This window comes from Desulfobacterales bacterium, from assembly GCA_034003325.1.
GTDB lineage: Bacteria > Desulfobacterota > Desulfobacteria > Desulfobacterales > JAFDDL01 > JAVEYW01.
Genome location: JAVEYW010000007.1, coordinates 175,866 through 192,085, shown reverse-complemented (window position 1 = coordinate 192,085; position 16,220 = coordinate 175,866). Strand labels below are relative to the sequence as shown.

The following is a 16,220-nucleotide window of genomic DNA, read 5'->3' as shown; positions in this document are numbered from 1 at the left end:
TAATGAACCCATTACCTATCATTGCGATTACGTTAGCACTGCTCTTTTCCAATTTGGTTAACGCTTACGCCGCCGAAACGAACTCAGGCGGCACCATCAGCGGCGCTGTATTTGAGCGGGCCGGCGGGTATTGCCATGGATTTCTATCTGTGGCGGAACTTTATTCGGATAATATTTATTATTCGGATCGGGATAACGCGTCGGATACTATCACGCGGATTACGCCCGGGGTTTGGTTTGTGCTGCCGGGGGGAAAAGAACGGCTTCCGGAAACGGCCACGGCTAGTATTACGCCCGGTGGGGTTGTCATTCGCGGCGCCGGGTCCGAGTCCTTTCGGCGGCTTCGGGCGCATTTGTTTTACAGCCCGGAATTTGAGGTGTATGCGGATCACTCGGGGGAAAACACGCAGCGGCACCTGGCTGAAGGATCGGTGGCCTATAATTTCAGCGGCGGGCTCACGCTCGGGGTGAAAGATCAGTACCATTATACCAACGATGAGCGGGGGGCGGGAGTCACCTCCGCGACGCTGGCGCTGGATAAATACAGCAGTAATCTTTTCAGCGTGTTCGGCGCGTATCCGATCTCGTCGAAACTGTCGGTGGAAGCGGATTATTCGCGTTTTTATGTGGACTATCTGGCCGGCCGAAATGACTTTCGCGACCGGAATGACGCTTCGGCCTCAGCCGCGCTTTTTTTTCAGTTATTTTCAAAAACCGCCCTGTTCGGGGAGTATGAATACGTCGACATCGTCTATGATTCCGAGAATGTCTGGGATGGCGATGAGCATCATTTTTTCGGCGGGCTGCGGTGGCGAATGACCGGAAAGTCAACCGGCATGATCAAGGCCGGATGGGGCTTGAAAAACTATGATATAGACGCTTCGGAGCAAGAAAATATCGGCATTTTTCAAGCGAAGATCGATTACGCGTTTACCGCCTATACGGGAATGACCATCAGTGCTTACCGGCGCACAAACGAAAGCAATATCGAAACCGCTGATTACACGGTCACGGACAACCTGAGCGTGACTTATAGTCAGAGAATCAGAAAAAAAATCAAGGCGAGTTTCGAATTGGCCTATACCCGGGACAGTTATAACAGCAACCGTATGGGGGAAAATGTGGCGGGTGACCGGGAAGATGAGATTTATGATATCGTGGCCGCGGTCAACTATGCTTTCCGAAAATGGATAACCGCAGGGGTTGAATATACGCACGCCGAACGCGATTCAAGTTTTGAGGATTATGAGTATAGCGTCAACGAGTTTCTTTTCAAGATCAGCTGTTCGTTGTAACAAAAGGAAACAAAATGAAGAAGGTCGTATTTGTCACGTTTTTTATGGTGGTATGGTGTATCGCATTGCCCATGAACGCGCAACAATATGTTGTCGGAGAGGGCGATGTGATGAAGATCACCGTCTATGATCATGCCGACCTCGCGCAGACCGTGCGTGTAGACGGAGATGGCACCATTATGGTTGCGTTTTTGGGAAAGGTGCCGGTCAGCGGGTTGACGGTGACGCAGGTATCGGAAAAACTCACGCGGCTTTATGCGGATGGGTATCTCATTGAGCCTCAAATCGGTGTTTTCATGGAGGACTTCAGCAGTAGAAAAGCAACCATTCTCGGGCAGGTTTCAAAGCCCGGATTGTATGAAATCCGTCAACATATTACTTTTCTGGAGCTGATTTCAACCGCCGGCGGGCTGACGGCCGATGCGGGCGATATGGCGGTGATTAAGCGAAAACAGAGCGGTGATGAAAAAGAACAGATCATCAAAGTCGATCTGAAGCGGCTGGTGCAGCATGGCGATACGGCCCTGAATATTCCCATCGAGGCGGGGGATAATATCTACATTCAGAAGGCGCAGATGGTGTACGTGAACGGTGAGGTGAAAAAGCCGGGCTTATACAAATGCGAAAATGAAACCACTGTGATTAAAGCCATTACCCTGGCTGGTGGATTCACGGACAAAGCCGCCGCAACGCGGGTAAAAATCATTCGAAAAAAAGACGGTACGGAAACGATTCTCGAGAATGTGAAAATGGATCGTATGGTTTATCAGGATGATGTGCTCGTGGTTCCGGAGAGTTTTTTTTGACGCGTAACACTTCTTAATTTTTGGAAACGAATATGATTGAAACTGAAAAAGAGGCCCATCTTCGCGATTATCTGAGAGTTGTCTTAAAGCGAAAAAATACGATTCTGGCGGTTTTTATCATCGTTTTTACGGCGGTGCTGATCAAAACCTACTCCGACACACCGCTCTACAAAGCTTCCGCAACGGTGTTGATAGAAAAAAGCGAGCCCACCCAGATTATAACCAACTATGCGTATACGCCCTTTGATCCGGAATTTCTGGAAACGCAATCGCATATCATCAAAAGCACCTCGGTGGCGGAGAAGGTGGTGCGGTTGCTGGATCTGGAAAAATCTTACGATTCTTTCAGCCGGCAACATGCCAAAAGGCTACCGGTTGTCGACAGTGTCAAGACCTGGATCGATTCACTGGTAAAGACGATCAAGTCCCTTTTCGGCGTAACGGCGTCAGAGGCATCCTTTGCGGAGGGGTCTGTTCCGAAAACCGGGCGATCTAAAACGGACGAAATCGCGGCGATGATCAGCGGCAACATCGTTGTTTCTCCGGTTCGGGACAGTAAAATTCTCAGCATCAACTTTACCTCTCCCAATCCGGTTCTGGCCTCGCTGATTACCAACACGGTCGCCAAAGCCTACATCGAGCAAATTCTGGATATGCGCATGCAATCCTCTGGGTACAGTATCGGCTGGATGACCCGGAAGGCCGATGAAGAGCGCAAAAAAATGGCTGCATCGGAAAAAGCGCTTCAGGATTATATTCGGGCCTCGGATATTATCACCATTGAGGATCGGCTTGCCATTTTGCCCCAGAAATTGACCGAACTGAGCCAGAACCTGACGCAGGCCCAGAGCAAAAGAAGAGAAATTGAAGCGCTCTATGCCAAGGTGTCGGTGATATCCAACCAAATGGACGAGGCGGAAACCATTTCCATCATCGCGGATAATCTCACGCTTCAGTCCTTGAACCAGCAGATTCTAAAGACGGAACAGAAAATAGTGGAGCTGTCCAAGAAGTGCGGGCCGAAACATCCCATTATGAAAAACGCCCAAAAGGAGCTGGCGGTGTTCCGGCAAAAACGGGAGCGGGAAATCACCCATATTATCAAAAAGGTGGCAAACGAGCTGGAATTGGTAAAATCGGCGGAAGAGGATTTCAAACGGCTTCTTGCGGATACAAAGGCCCAGACCGTCAATCTCAATGAGCGATTTATTCAGTACGGAATGCTTCAGCGTGAAGTGGAAACCAACCGCAATTTATACAATGCGCTTATGGCCAAAATAAAAGAGCAAAGCGTGACCGAGCAGATTCAGACGGTCAATGTCTGGGTCGTGGAAGAGGCGAAAACGCCGGAGTTTCCCTCCTCGCCGAATATCAAGCGGAACTTGTTGCTCGGGATTTTCCTGGGCTTGATCGGTGGGGTCGGCCTGGCCTTGTTTCTCGAGTACCTCGATAACACCATCAAGCTGCCCGAAGATGTGCAGGATGTCTTCGGTGTGCCGGCCTTGGGGCTGGTATCTTTGCTGAAGGAAAAGGAAAAAATTCCGGAAAAAATGATGATTACGGATAGTGCCTCCGCTTTTGCCGAAGCGTTTAAATCCATTCGAACGGCGGTGCAACTCTCCTCTCACGATGCGATGCCCAAGCAGATACTGATCACGAGCACAGCACCCCAGGACGGCAAGACCACGATCGCGGTCAATTTGTCGGTGGCCATGAGCCAGATGGAAAAACGCGTGCTGTTAATCGATGCCGATCTTCGCAGACCGAGCATTCATAAGATTTTCGAGTTGGAAAACACCAAGGGCCTCAGCACATTTCTTACGGGTGTCAGCGATAAGGACATCATTCAAAAAGGCCCGGCGGATAATTTTTTTGTGATTCCCTCGGGCCCGATTCCGCCGAACCCCTCCGAATTGCTGGGGTCCGAAAGGTTTAAAGTCTTATTGGCCTATCTCAGCGAAAAATTTGATTTGATCATCATCGATTCGCCGCCCTTGCTGTCCGTGGCCGACGGCCTCGTAATCAGTAAGCTGGCGGCCGGCACGATTTTGGTGATGAGATCAGGTAAAACCACCTATGAGTCAGCCTATAAAGTTTTAAAATCTATGGAAGAAATTGAAACAAAAGTCCTCGGCGTCGTCATCAATGCGGCTGACCTGAAGAAAAGCGGATATTATTACTATAATGATTATTCGTATCATTATTCGTCGGAGGATGGCCGGTGAGAGGCGGCCGTTGCAGCCATGAGCGGTGATTGATATTCATTGCCATATTTTGCCCGGAATCGATGACGGGCCAAGTTCTATTGAAGCGTCTGTCGAGATGGCGAAAATTGCAGCAACGGACGGGATCGAAACCATTGTCGCCACGCCGCATGTGCAAGAGAAAACGCCGTCCGTATCAGCGATTGAGAGCGCGCTTGCCGCCTTGAATGAGCGGTTGAAAAGCGAGGGCATTCCCATCCGCGTGCTTCGCGGCGCCGATGTTCCCTCGCATTTGAATCCGGCGGATCTGCGCCATCGGACAATCAACAGTACGCGGTATATCCTGATTGAATTTCCCCACTCCCATCTGCCGGCAAGCGCGCGGGAAACTTTGTTCAATCTTTCGGTTCACGGGTACCGGCCGATCATAACCCATCCGGAACGCAATTCGAGTGTGATACGCAGGCCCGAAACATTATTGAATCTGTTATCGTCCGATGTGAAGGTTCAGATTACGGCCGATAGCCTGACCGGGCATTTTGGCGCCGATATTGCCGCCTGTGCCCGTTTTCTTCTAAAAAAGGGGGTTGTCGATTTTCTGGCAACCGATGCCCATAGCGCCACCTATCGTCAGCCGGTGCTCTCCGATGCGGTCAGGATAGCGGGAAAAATCCTGGGCAAGGCCAAAGCGGCCCAACTCGTCACGACCAACCCCGCCGCCGTCATTGCCGGCCGGTAGAAGATCTTAACGCTTATTCATATTGAACACTTCCGGCCACCCCGGTGCCGCCTGATGAAAAAACTGATATACCGCCTCTTCATCTTTCTTCTCATATTTGCCCCCCTGGCCTTCGGTGCGGTGGAATCTTGGGCGCTTGCCGTCATGGAGGGGGCGGCGCTGCTGATTCTTGCCCTATTATGGGTGCAGCGAAAGGATGAGGAAACGCAATGGGTCGAAGTTCCGGGCTTTTTGCCGCTGATGCTTTTCCTGGGGTATATTTTGTTACAGTTGGTGCCGCTGCCCGCTGTGCTCATAAAGCTGGTATCGCCGTCAACCCATCGAATCTATGCCGATACGGTCGGTATATTTGATCCGAAGGCCTGGCTGCCGCTTACGGTGAATCAAAAAGCCACCCTTTCGGAATTTTTCCTATTTGCCGCCTATACGGCGTTATATATATCGACCGTTCAACTCTTGACGGATCAGACGCTGCTGAAGCGGACCGTTTATATACTGGTTGGATTCGGAGCGGTCTTTGCTTTGGTTGCCATCGTACAGCATATTACCGCTCCCGAGACGATGTTCTGGTTCCGATCGGTTCCGCGCACATCCGGTTTTGGAACGTATGTTAACCGAAACCATTATGCCGGCCTGATGGAAATGCTGATACCGATTGCTGTCAGCTTGTTTCTGCTCATGAGGCCAGTGGTGTGCTATACGAGCCTTCGGGAGCGAATCGTTGAATTTTTCAGCCAACCCCGGAGCCACACATACGTGCTTATCGGGTATGGCTGTATTTTGATGGCCGCCTCGGTTTTTGTGTCCCTTTCCAGAGGGGGCATTTCGGGCCTATGCTTGGGCCTTAGTTTATTGGGTGTGCTGCTGCTGATCAGAGGCAAAAACAAGAAAGCCGGAATTAGCCTTTGTGTCTTGTTTATCGTTGTTCTCTTTTCCGTCGGCTGGTTCGGGTGGGATCCGATTTTCGATCGGTTTCAGAAAATTCGGAATATAGACGGTGATATCGCTGACAGCCGGTTGTTGATATGGCAGGATTCAATTCGAATAATGACGGATTTTCCGATTTCCGGAGCCGGTTTTGGTTCCTTTGGGGCGATCTTTCCGGCGTACCGAAGCTTTCCAGGCGGCATGACATTCTCCCACGCGCATAACGATTACATCGAACTGGCTACGGATGGAGGCCTTATTGCCGTTGTATTGGCATCCTGGTTTCTGGGGATCGTTTTTCTGCAATCATTTCGAACAATTAAAAAGCGTCGGGAGCCGTTTTCAGTTTATATTTTTGTCGGATGCGCAGCGGGCCTTTTTTCAATCCTGATTCACAGCCTAACGGATTTTAATCTGCATCTCGGTGCTAACGGGCTTTATTTTTTTCTCATGCTTGGCATTCTGGTTTCAGCGGCTAATACGCGGCTTCGCAGCACACAAAAGGCCACATTGCTTAAAGCGGTCAATAATGACCCCTGGAAGCATATCGCCATTCCTGTGTTTTTGATCCTGTTGAGTGCGGTGACTTTTAATCTCGGGACGCACACGGGGGAACGGTTTTCTGCACCGCTCTGGAAGATTTTATTCAACAAAGAAGTTACTTCGGAGCAACTGGCGCTGATTCATGCCAATCTGGACAAGGCGGCCATTTTTGATCGCTTGCATGCAATGTATCCGCTTTTAAAGGCCAATACGATTATGCTTCATGATGACAATCCAGAGACGGCGTTGCCGTTTTATCATAAGGCCATCCGGCTGGCGCCCTCAAACGCTCTTTTTCTGCGCGAGCTGGCGCTCTTTCATGCCGCGCGGGGATCGGACGGGGAAACGGCCGATAAGCTGTTTCGGGCCGCCATTCATTATGGCCCGACCGATTCAGATGGATACAAGGAATACGGCGTGTGGCTAATCAACCGGCAGCGTAAGGAAGAAGGCTTTTTAATGATCAAAAAGGCCATCTCGATCGCCCCCTCTCAAACGAAATCCTGTATGGCGCTTATGTTGGAAAACAAGCTGGCGCTAACGGACATCCCGCGGGTGTTGCCGGACAGGGTGGCGCCGCATTTGATCTATGCGGCGTTTCTGGCAACTGAGGGGATGGAAGATCTGGCGGCGCGGGCCTTCGCAACAGCGCTTGATCAAATAAATAATGAGCCGGTGATCACCGCCGGCTGGTTCCACCAGGTGTGCGGTTACTACCGGAAACGAAAGCAATATGATAAAGCCCTTGGGGTGATGCTTGCAGCGATTCATCATTTGCCAAAGGATGTTCGGGTGCGGCTGGAAACCGCTTCGTTATATGAAACGCTTCAGATTACCTTTCGCGCAAAAGAGGAATACACCCATGCTCTTTTTCTGGAACCGGACAATAAAGAGGCAAAAAGACGGATGGAAAGTCTATTAAATCTTAACAGCTAACTTTTGACACGGAACACTTGAACCCCCCCAAAGCACTCGCTGCCGATAGCGGCAAATGCTTTGGGGGTTTTTTTGTTCCTGAACCAGAGAGCCGGTTTCAATGATCATGAAGATCAACCCCCATTTTCCCGAAAATGGGGTTGAGCCGATCCATGGCAAGGGCTTGGTGCGCTTTGACTGCATCCTGAAATAAAAACCAATCCGTCTTTTCTATTTCAACATCCTCGCGCCAGTGACAAAGTCCGCTATGAATCCGTGCGATCACATTTTTCTCGATGGCGTTGTCAAACCACTTGGTTTCGTCGAATTTTTCAAGCCAGGGAGCCAATGCGAGGTATTGACGCATGCGATTCTCGCGATACCAATTCATGGCGCCGGAAAAGAGGGTACCCATGGCATTTGCGAGTTTTTCACACAGCGTTTCCCAATTCATCTTGGGTTTCCGGCTTTTCAACGGATCCGACTGGCGGTACTTTTTATAGATCTTCTCCGCAGCTTCAAGAAAGCGGGCGGTGTTGTTGATTTCACCTTCGACCAGCCGGTTATCCTCCCACCGGTGGCTCGGCCAATCGGGGTGATGCTCTGCGTCGGCATGGCCGATATCGGGCTTTATATCGAGGCCGATATTGTTGAAATAATCGTACCAGCCCACAAAATTTTGATGCGCCCAGGTGTCCGCGTAGGCGTGGGTTGCAATGCCGATGCGATGCAGGCGGGTTTCATCCTGAACTTTCAGTGCCGCATCGATCAGGTCATTGGCTATCTCATTGTCGGGTGTCGTAACGAGTAAGTGCATTTTTCCGTCTTTTCTTCGGGCTGTCTCGGCGTCATAGTCTCCGGGAATGAAGTGAAACACCGGATAGATGCGCATCAGATGCCGCCTTGGCTTTAGAATGTTCATGGTCTGAGAAATATAATTTTCGTAGATTTCTTCGGTCCGGCGGTCCTTGACCCGAAAGGTTTCATCGTTCTCGTCGGTGTACTCGCAAGCGTAAGCGATGGTTCGGGCCTCTTTTTGCGTAAAACCGGCCGCATACGCGATAATGCCCGTCATATGGAAATGAAATTCCGTATCCATTCAAACCTCCTAACCGTTTATGCTTCCCGTATCCTCTTGAAGTTATGCCCATCCGGAACCGGCGTCTTTTTGCCCGTAACGGCGTCCCCGTTCTTTTGTTAAATTACCTGATTCCGAGCAGGTGCCCCTATGCAACCATTGTCAATCATAACTACTTGTTTTTAGATTAAAAGTATTTCTCAGTCAATCAGTATTGCATCGACAAAACGCTTGGGGGCGGAGGTTTCCGACAGGGAGGGGTTGATGTTGCGGCACGCCCCTTCGGCCGGCAGACTCCAATAAAAAAAAGACCGTCTTCAGGGCGGCCTAGGGGGCTGGCTTGACGGGAATTAAAAAAAAAGACGGATTATGAAAATTTTTCTTGAAATTCATTCATAAATGGGTAGAATCCGCCCCAACCAAAAACTAACCAACGAGGATTTATGTTTTCCTAAATCAGCGCCGCTCCAAAAACGGCGCTTAAAAAAGAAGGGTGCTGTTTTATAAGGAGTGATGCCAATGATGCATACCAACGTCGCTACCCGGGAGAGGGTGCCGATTGATTCGGTCGGTGCCAATAGATCAATTTCCAAATGGCCCGCATACTGCCAACCCGAGAGTCAAAAAGAGCCAAAAGATCACTTTATTAAACGTGATGGACTCGAATGTGCCGGATCTCATCTGATCATTGATCTGTGGGGAGCGCAACATTTAGATAATCTGGATGTGATGGAAGAAACTTTCCGTAAGGCGGTTGAGGCCGCCGGAGCGACGTTGCTTCATATCCATCTGCACCATTTTACGCCTGAAGGCGGTATATCGGGCGTGGCGGTGTTAGCGGAATCCCATATCAGCGTTCATACCTGGCCGGAGCGTCAGTTTGCGGCCTTTGACATTTTCATGTGCGGCGAATCGGAACCGAGAAAAGCCTTGGAAATTATTACGCGCAATTTGAATCCCGAACGCGTCACGGTTCATGAGCACCTCAGAGGAGCAGTTGAACATGATGAAGCCGTTTGTTGAAACGCTGTATGATGCCTATGGACAACTGTTTTCCGTGGACAAGGTCTATTACGAACTTCAGACCGAGCATCAACATCTGGTAATATTCCATAATGCCAAGTTCGGCCGGGTGATGATCCTGGACGGGATTGTTCAAAGCACGGAGCGGGATGAGTTCATCTATCATGAGATGCTGACCCATGTGCCGATTTTCGCGCACGGCCATGCGAAAAGAGTGCTCATTATCGGCGGCGGCGACGGCGGCATGCTGCGGGAAGTGCTGCGGCACAAGGATGTGGCGCATGTCACCCTCGTGGAAATTGACGGGGAACTGGTGGAGATTTGCCGTGAGCACATGCCGAATCATCACCAGGGCGCTTTTGATGATCCGCGCACCCGAATTGTGATTCAGGACGGAATCGTGTTTGTCAAGGAAAACACGGAACAGTTTGACGTCATCATTACCGACTCCACCGACCCCATCGGGCCGGGAGAGGTTCTGTTTAAAGAAAATTATTATGCCGGCTGCCGGCGCCTTTTGGCTCCGGGCGGCGTTCTGGTCACCCAGAACGGGGTGCCCTTCATGCAATTGGATGAAGTGGTCAACACCGATAGAAACCTGTCCAAGGTGTTTAAGGACTGGGGGTTTTTCTCTGCCGCGGTTCCCACTTACGTGGGGGGAATCATGGCCTTTGCCTGGGCATCGGATGATCCGCAGTTGCGCCGGGTACCGCTTCAGACCCTTCAAGAGCGGTATGCAGCCTCCGGCATAGAGACGCGATACTATAACCCGGAAATTCATCAGGCGGCGTTTGCGTTGCCTCAATATGTCAAAGCCGCCATAGGAGCTGCCCCGAAATAATGATGCCCTCAATCGTTAAAGACGAGCTGTCGTGGCATGATCAACTGATTGTGGAAGCCGAGACCTGTCGCAGGGTTTCGGAAAGTCACGGCACTCCCCTGCTCGTGCTTGATTGTGAGACGTTACGTCGTAAATTCAGAGCATTATCCGATGTGCTGCCGGGCGTGCAGTTGTACTATGCGATCAAAGCCCTGCCGCATGCGTCCGTTGTGGCCACGCTGCATCAAGAGGGGGCTTTTTTCGACGTGGCCTCGTTCGGGGAAATTCGGCTCCTTCAAAGCCTGCATTTAGACCCTCGGCGCACTGTTTTTACGCATCCGATCAAACGGGATGCGGATATTCGAAAGGCCCTTCGGTTCGGGTGCACCACCTTTGTCGTGGATAACCCCTTGGAGCTTGAAAAATTTCAAGTGTATCGCCATCGGGTCGGGATTTTGCTGCGGGTGAGTTTCAGGGGCAAGGATGCGGTCGTCGATCTTTCCAAAAAGTTCGGTTGCGCACCCGCCGAAGCTTTGCATCTGATCAATCAGGCCAGAAACATGGGGATTCACATCAAAGGGCTGTGCTTTCATGTGGGGTCTCAATCCCGGACGCCGGATGCCCATGTCGCCGCGATTGAATCCTGCAAAGAGTTGATCGCGCGGGCCGAGGCCATGGGGGTGACGATGAGCGTCCTCAACATCGGCGGCGGTTTCCCGGCGGCCTATGAGGCGGACACCGCGGACATCGGCGAATTTTGCGCACCGATTCGCGCGGCGCTTGGCACCCTGCCCGAGCATCTTCGGGTCATCGCCGAACCGGGCCGGTATCTGGCCGCGCCTTCGGTGACGGCGGTAACCAGCGTTGTGGGAAAGGCCTATCGAGAAGGGCGCTGGTGGTATTACCTTGATGACGGCGTTTACGGCTCCTTTAGCGGGCGCATTTTTGATAAGGCGCAGTACCCCATCACGGTGCTTCGAAAAGAAAACGCGCAATATCCCAGCGTGCTGGCCGGTCCGACGTGCGACAGTGTGGATGTGATCGCCGAAGATATTCTGCTTCCCGAGCTTGAGCTGGGGGATCTTGTGGTCGCGCACATGATGGGCGCCTACACGATCGCCAGCGCCACCACCTTTAATTCCCTTGAAAAAGTCGATATCGTCATTCTGAACGAAAAAAAGAATGATGCCGGAAACATTGCCTATATCGGATAACCGGCTTCATCTTCCCTGCCACGGGCACCCCGCAGATGGCTTTGATTCCATTGAAAGATGCCGTACGGAATTAAAATCGCTCGATCAGCTTATCGATCAAAAAGGTGCTCTCCCGCATGGCCTGTTCGCTGAAGGGGCCGAACCATTCGGCAATTTTGGCGAATTCCTTGTTAAAGGTCTCCTTGCCGCCCTTTTCAAGCATTTCGATGTTATCCATCATGGAGGCGACGTAGGCCTTTAGCAGCTCGATCCGCTCCCTGGAAGCGAAGATGATTTCGGCGTAAAGGGCGGCGTCCTGAGCAAAGAGTCTTCCCACCATGCCGAGTTCCAGCCGGTAGATGGGACTTGAAAATTCAAGCGATCTTGCGAGATTCAGGCGGCGCTGCCATAAAAACTTGCCGAAGGTAAAGGTGGCAAAATGGCGCAACGCTTGAACAATGGCCATGATGTCATCATGCTCCCGGGGGGTGGTCTGCACGAGGATGGCCCCCCAGAGGATAAACTGATCGATCAGCCATTGGCAGGCCGCCATTCCCCTGCCGGGGGTTACGGCCACGATCTGTTTGTCCATAATGGAAGTGGTCGGGCCGAATAGCGGATGCAACCCCACCACCGGCCCGGTGTGAGCCGCGAGCATGGCCGTCATGGGCGGCCCCTTGATGCTGGTCAGATCCGTAAGAATGCAATCGGGCGGCAGATAGGGGGCAATTTTTTCAATCACCGAAACCGTGACGTCGATCGGGACGCTGATGATGGCCAGATCGATTCGATCGCAAAGGGCTTCTATGTTCGGCCAATCCGTGCTTCGCATGCTTCTGACTGAATAGCCGGCCTCTCTGAAATATCGGGTGAAATATCTTCCCATGCCGCCGCTTCCCCCCACGATAAGGACCGTTGCGCCGGGCCGGGTTCCCTTTTCAGCGATTTTGGCGGTTTGTTCCACACGGGACTGGTGAATGATACAACGGAAAAGCTCTTCAAGATAATCCGGATTGAGCCCTGCCTGAATGCCTCTGGCACGCCGGTCGGAAATCAGATTTTCTTCCCGGGCGGGGTGGTAAACCGGAAGGTTGTGGGTTTTTTTCAGGGCTACCACCGCATTGACTTCCTGCTGGCGTTGCGCCAGAAGTGAAACGATTTGCCGATCGATGGCATCGATATTATTCCGCAGGGCGCTCAGGCTTTCGGCGGCCGCTTCGGGAATTTCCGAGGGGGTGCAGATCGCGCTATTTCCCGATGGTATTTTTTCCATAAGATGAAATTAATCGCCAGTTAGGGTTTTTTTGAAAATCTGGAATCCCCTTATCATTTTTAGCCTTATGCTGACAAGGGCCAGGGGGTGGCCAATTTTCAAGGCTTGCGTGGCATATAGTTTTTTCCCAGATTGCCGGGAATCATCGGCAGGGATTCGAGTGCCGGGGGCTCAAACCCGAAGACCACGGCCAGAAAGGTCAGAACAATGCGAAATGTGGCGCCATACAACGGTGCGGTGCCGTTATCGATTGGGGGAATAAAACACGGATGCTCCGCCGGAAGGGGTGCTAACGTGTTTCCCATCGTACGCTGGTCGTACCGAAAATGAAGCCGGGCGTAATGATTCGGGTTGAAAAAATCCCTTAACGGCAGATAAATGATTTGCGCCACCTCCGGATTCAGCTTGAGGCGTTGCAGCCGGCCGAGCCATCCGACCGTTGGGAAAATGACCCGATGAAACAGGATCAACTTCTCCGAGGGCATGGGGCCGAGAAAATCGATTCCCAGCGGGTTCAGTCGCATTTCCTCAAAGCTTTCCCTGAGACCGGTGGCCAGAAACAGCGCCATTCGGCGCGCGGTGTCCGGATACCGGCGTTGCCAATAAGACCAGTGCGGCCAGCGGGATAGCGGCATTCCGGGCAGTTTAAGCAATCCCGCCAAAATCGGGTCGAGCCGTTCCATGATGCCGCCGCCCGGAAAACACAGATCTCCGGCTTGACGAACCAACTCGGAGCGTTCGTTTAACACCAGACAAGGTTCTGCGTGTGCCCGGCCCGGCAAACGATGCATTTCCAACAGGAAGAGAATCGCAAAGGAAGGAATCGATGTGTCGGCATATGTTTCGCGCAGTTTGTGCCGCAGGCAGGCGACCTGCAGCCGATCACAAATATGCGATTTTAACCGGCCCGGATCTTTAATGAAGGGTTCAAGCGGTATCACGTTAATGGTTGCATCCTTGATATTCCGGTTTCGTCAACCGGCCGCGCCTTTCGGCGTTTTCGTGTTCATACCATTCGGTTTCAACTTATTGGCGTCACCTTTAATGAAATCTCACTTTGGGAAATTCAAGTCAACCTTTTCCGAACTCCGGGCAGTTCCACATGCAACCTGGAACTCTTGCCCCTGCAGGGGTGCCCACTATACCGATCTTTTGCGCGATCTCCTTAGTAAATTTTGATTCCTTAAGCACGGTTTCTATCCGGAGGGTTTGATTTTTTCATGCGATTGTATTATCACTCTGAAAATTTTAATAAATACTCGAAAATACCCGGGGGTCAAATAGATTCCGGGGATCTTGGTGGAGAGAATGATGCAGGGGATAGCGGGGCTTTTGAAGATGATAGCGGTTTTGGTTGCCGCGATTTTTATCGGGAACTGGTTTTTGTCGGAATTGAAAAAAGCGCGCGTGGCCGGCGCGCCCTGGTATCGGCCCTATCTGACGGTTCCGGGCATTATGATCATTATTGCCTTGCTGTTGCCGGTTATCCTTCGATTGCTGGGCATTGTGTGATAGAAGTAACGATTATGCACCTTTGCAGTTTCACCGATTATAGGTGCAAAGCCGGGGTGATTATGGTATGAGGCGGCACATATTTGATTAACCGCCTGTTTACGAAAAGGATAAATATTATGGCGCAAGGCAATCAGGGAATCGATTTTACGGTAAACCAAGACAATCTCTACCGGGAAGAGAATATTACGGATATGAAAGTGGCCTCCATTCGGCGGCTGGTGCCCATCAAGCCGGACGGCTCACGGGATGATAGCCGCACGGAGCAATATGTCGGCTCCACGCAACTGATGAGCCCCGAAGGGCCGCTGCCGCTTCAGGCGATGCTGGAGGCCAATAGCTTCGAGGAAGCGCTTCACGTCTTTCCCGCGGCGATGGAAAAAGCCATGGCGCAAATGATCGAGCAGTTCCAGAAAATGCAGGAAATGCAAAAAAAACAACAGCAACAAAGCGATTCTCGGATTATTGTGCCGGGGCGCTAAAACGAATTCGAGCCGATGGCGTTTGAGACAATCATCGCGAAACTGGTGAAGGCGGTTTCGGCGCTCAGTTTCTCCTTGCCCGTCACGCATGTGTATAATCCCTTGGTATATGCCCGCGCGCCGCACGAACATTATCTGAAGCGATACGGTCGTGCGCCGCGGGAAGTCTTGCTGTTGGGTATGAATCCGGGTCCATGGGGAATGGTCCAGACCGGGGTTCCCTTCGGCGAGGTGGCCGCCGTGACCGAGTGGCTGGGCATTCGCGCACCGGTGAATCAGCCCGCATCCATGCATCCCAGGCGGCCGGTGGAGGGATTTGCCTGCAAGCGAAGCGAGGTCAGCGGCAGACGGCTGTGGGGATGGGCGAAAAAGGAATTTAATACGCCGGATCTTTTTTTCAGCCGATTTTTCGTCGCCAATTACTGCCCGCTGGTATTTATGGCGGAAAGCGGTAAAAACATCACCCCGAACCACCTGCCCAAATCGGAACGCGAGCCGTTATTGGCCATCTGCGACCGGGCGCTTCGCGAGACCGCCGCCTATTTTTCTCCCCGCTATGTGATCGGTATCGGTGAATTTGCCGCGCAACGGGCGGCCATCGCCCTTTCGGACACGAAGATCACGGTTGGGAAAATCACACACCCGAGCCCCGCCAACCCAAAGGCCAACCGGGGATGGGAAAAGATCATTTCAGAAGAGTTCAGAGCGATCGGGATTATCCGTGATTAAGTCCGCCGTTGCGGGAATAGGAGCCGGTTGCGTCCGCGGCGGACCATGCTGGCGCGTGTATTCATACATCACCAGGGACGCCGCGATGCTCACGTTTAAACTTTGCACCTTTCCCAATTGCGGAATGCGAAGGGAAGCGATGCCCTCATAGTCAAGCGGGTCAAAGCTGATGCCGAACTCCTCATGGCCGAAAATAAAGGCGCTGTTTTTCGGCAGGGTTGTTTCGGGCAGCGGCGTTCCGGTTGATGGATCCAGCGTGAAAAGCGAATAGCCGCGTTCGCGCAAGGTCTGGTAACACGCATCAAAGGTGTCGTGAAACCGGGCCGGCACCCATTTAAAGGACCCCATGGCAGGCGTCGGGTCGAAAAAGGGCGTGCCGATGACATGCACTTCGTGAGCGCCGAAAGCCTCGGCGCTGCGGAAGATCTTTCCAATATTGAAGGTCGGTTTTAACTGGTCGAGAACGATAATGTATGCGTATTCTCCGGGCGTCGCGAGAAGATTTTTCCTGCGGTGGCGCTCGAAACTGCGAAGCGCATGTTTTCGCTGGTTCTGAAGTCTTCTTCTGAATTGTCTGATGGTCATTCGAAGCGTTTCCTTGCCGTTTCCGAACGGGCAATCGTTAGGGACTGCACGGGTGAATGAAAGGGCTTATACCGCATGGCGCCCTTCAGGGCAAGC

Annotated in this window: 15 protein-coding genes; 11 read left to right on the top strand and 4 right to left on the bottom strand. The window is 51.9% G+C overall.

Going from position 1 to position 16,220, the window contains the following annotated elements:
• Window positions 1–2 precede the first annotated feature (2 nt).
• Genes RBT11_09825 through RBT11_09805 form a run of 5 tightly spaced genes read left to right on the top strand, consistent with a single transcriptional unit; the run spans window position 3 to window position 7,450 of the window.
• Window positions 3–1,295, top strand: a complete 1,293-nt coding sequence (locus RBT11_09825; GenBank protein ID MDX9787065.1) for an outer membrane beta-barrel protein — start codon at window positions 3–5, stop codon at window positions 1,293–1,295.
• Between the two features lie 14 nt (window positions 1,296–1,309).
• Complete coding sequence (locus RBT11_09820; GenBank protein ID MDX9787064.1) at window positions 1,310–2,101, top strand: SLBB domain-containing protein; 792 nt, start codon at window positions 1,310–1,312, stop codon at window positions 2,099–2,101.
• 32 nt (window positions 2,102–2,133) lie between these two features.
• Entirely contained in the window at window positions 2,134–4,326 is a 2,193-nt protein-coding gene (locus RBT11_09815) for a polysaccharide biosynthesis tyrosine autokinase (protein MDX9787063.1), read from the top strand.
• Window positions 4,327–4,351: 25 nt separating this feature from the next.
• Window positions 4,352–5,044, top strand: coding sequence for a CpsB/CapC family capsule biosynthesis tyrosine phosphatase (locus tag RBT11_09810; GenBank protein MDX9787062.1), 693 nt, complete (start codon window positions 4,352–4,354; stop codon window positions 5,042–5,044).
• A 54-nt stretch (window positions 5,045–5,098) separates the two neighbouring features.
• Window positions 5,099–7,450: an O-antigen ligase family protein gene (locus tag RBT11_09805; GenBank protein MDX9787061.1), complete on the top strand. Its 2,352-nt coding sequence runs from the start codon at window positions 5,099–5,101 to the stop codon at window positions 7,448–7,450.
• 97 nt (window positions 7,451–7,547) lie between these two features.
• Here RBT11_09805 and RBT11_09800 read toward each other — a convergent pair whose 3' ends face one another.
• Entirely contained in the window at window positions 7,548–8,528 is a 981-nt protein-coding gene (locus tag RBT11_09800) for a hypothetical protein (protein MDX9787060.1), read from the bottom strand.
• Between the two features lie 498 nt (window positions 8,529–9,026).
• On the opposite strand from RBT11_09800, the gene speD reads away from it, so the two are divergent.
• The 3 genes from speD to RBT11_09785 are packed head-to-tail and all read left to right on the top strand — an operon-like array spanning window position 9,027 to window position 11,564.
• Window positions 9,027–9,530 carry an adenosylmethionine decarboxylase gene (gene speD / locus RBT11_09795; protein MDX9787059.1) on the top strand — a complete coding sequence of 168 codons (504 nt, stop codon included), beginning with the start codon at window positions 9,027–9,029 and terminating at the stop codon, window positions 9,528–9,530.
• The gene (gene speE, locus RBT11_09790; protein ID MDX9787058.1) at window positions 9,511–10,371 is read left to right on the top strand and encodes a polyamine aminopropyltransferase; all 861 of its coding nucleotides are present in this window, start codon (window positions 9,511–9,513) and stop codon (window positions 10,369–10,371) included. The genes speD and speE overlap by 20 nt, the downstream gene beginning before the upstream one ends.
• On the top strand, window positions 10,371–11,564 hold the full coding sequence (locus RBT11_09785; protein MDX9787057.1) for a type III PLP-dependent enzyme: 1,194 nt from the start codon (window positions 10,371–10,373) through the stop codon (window positions 11,562–11,564). Before speE ends, RBT11_09785 begins: the two co-directional genes overlap by 1 nt.
• Window positions 11,565–11,634: 70 nt before the next feature.
• Here RBT11_09785 and tyrA read toward each other — a convergent pair whose 3' ends face one another.
• A complete protein-coding gene (gene tyrA, locus RBT11_09780) occupies window positions 11,635–12,816 on the bottom strand; it encodes a bifunctional chorismate mutase/prephenate dehydrogenase (protein MDX9787056.1) in 1,182 nt (393 codons plus the stop codon).
• 98 nt (window positions 12,817–12,914) lie between these two features.
• Complete coding sequence (locus RBT11_09775; protein ID MDX9787055.1) at window positions 12,915–13,757, bottom strand: hypothetical protein; 843 nt, start codon at window positions 13,755–13,757, stop codon at window positions 12,915–12,917.
• A gap of 358 nt (window positions 13,758–14,115) precedes the next feature.
• Here RBT11_09775 and RBT11_09770 point away from each other — a divergent pair, with 358 nt between their 5' ends.
• The 3 genes from RBT11_09770 to RBT11_09760 all read left to right on the top strand — a co-directional run bounded on the left by RBT11_09770 (window position 14,116) and on the right by RBT11_09760 (window position 15,539).
• Window positions 14,116–14,328: a hypothetical protein gene (locus RBT11_09770; protein MDX9787054.1), complete on the top strand. Its 213-nt coding sequence runs from the start codon at window positions 14,116–14,118 to the stop codon at window positions 14,326–14,328.
• A 119-nt stretch (window positions 14,329–14,447) separates the two neighbouring features.
• On the top strand, window positions 14,448–14,810 hold the full coding sequence (locus RBT11_09765; protein MDX9787053.1) for a cytoplasmic protein: 363 nt from the start codon (window positions 14,448–14,450) through the stop codon (window positions 14,808–14,810).
• A 15-nt stretch (window positions 14,811–14,825) separates the two neighbouring features.
• Window positions 14,826–15,539 (top strand): single-stranded DNA-binding protein, encoded by a 714-nt coding sequence (locus tag RBT11_09760; protein ID MDX9787052.1) that lies wholly within the window; start codon window positions 14,826–14,828, stop codon window positions 15,537–15,539.
• On the opposite strand, the gene RBT11_09755 is transcribed toward RBT11_09760, so the two are convergent.
• Window positions 15,501–16,124, bottom strand: coding sequence for a TrmH family RNA methyltransferase (locus tag RBT11_09755; GenBank protein ID MDX9787051.1), 624 nt, complete (start codon window positions 16,122–16,124; stop codon window positions 15,501–15,503). The two genes, RBT11_09760 and RBT11_09755, sit on opposite strands and share 39 nt — an antisense overlap.
• Window positions 16,125–16,220: the final 96 nt, after the last annotated feature.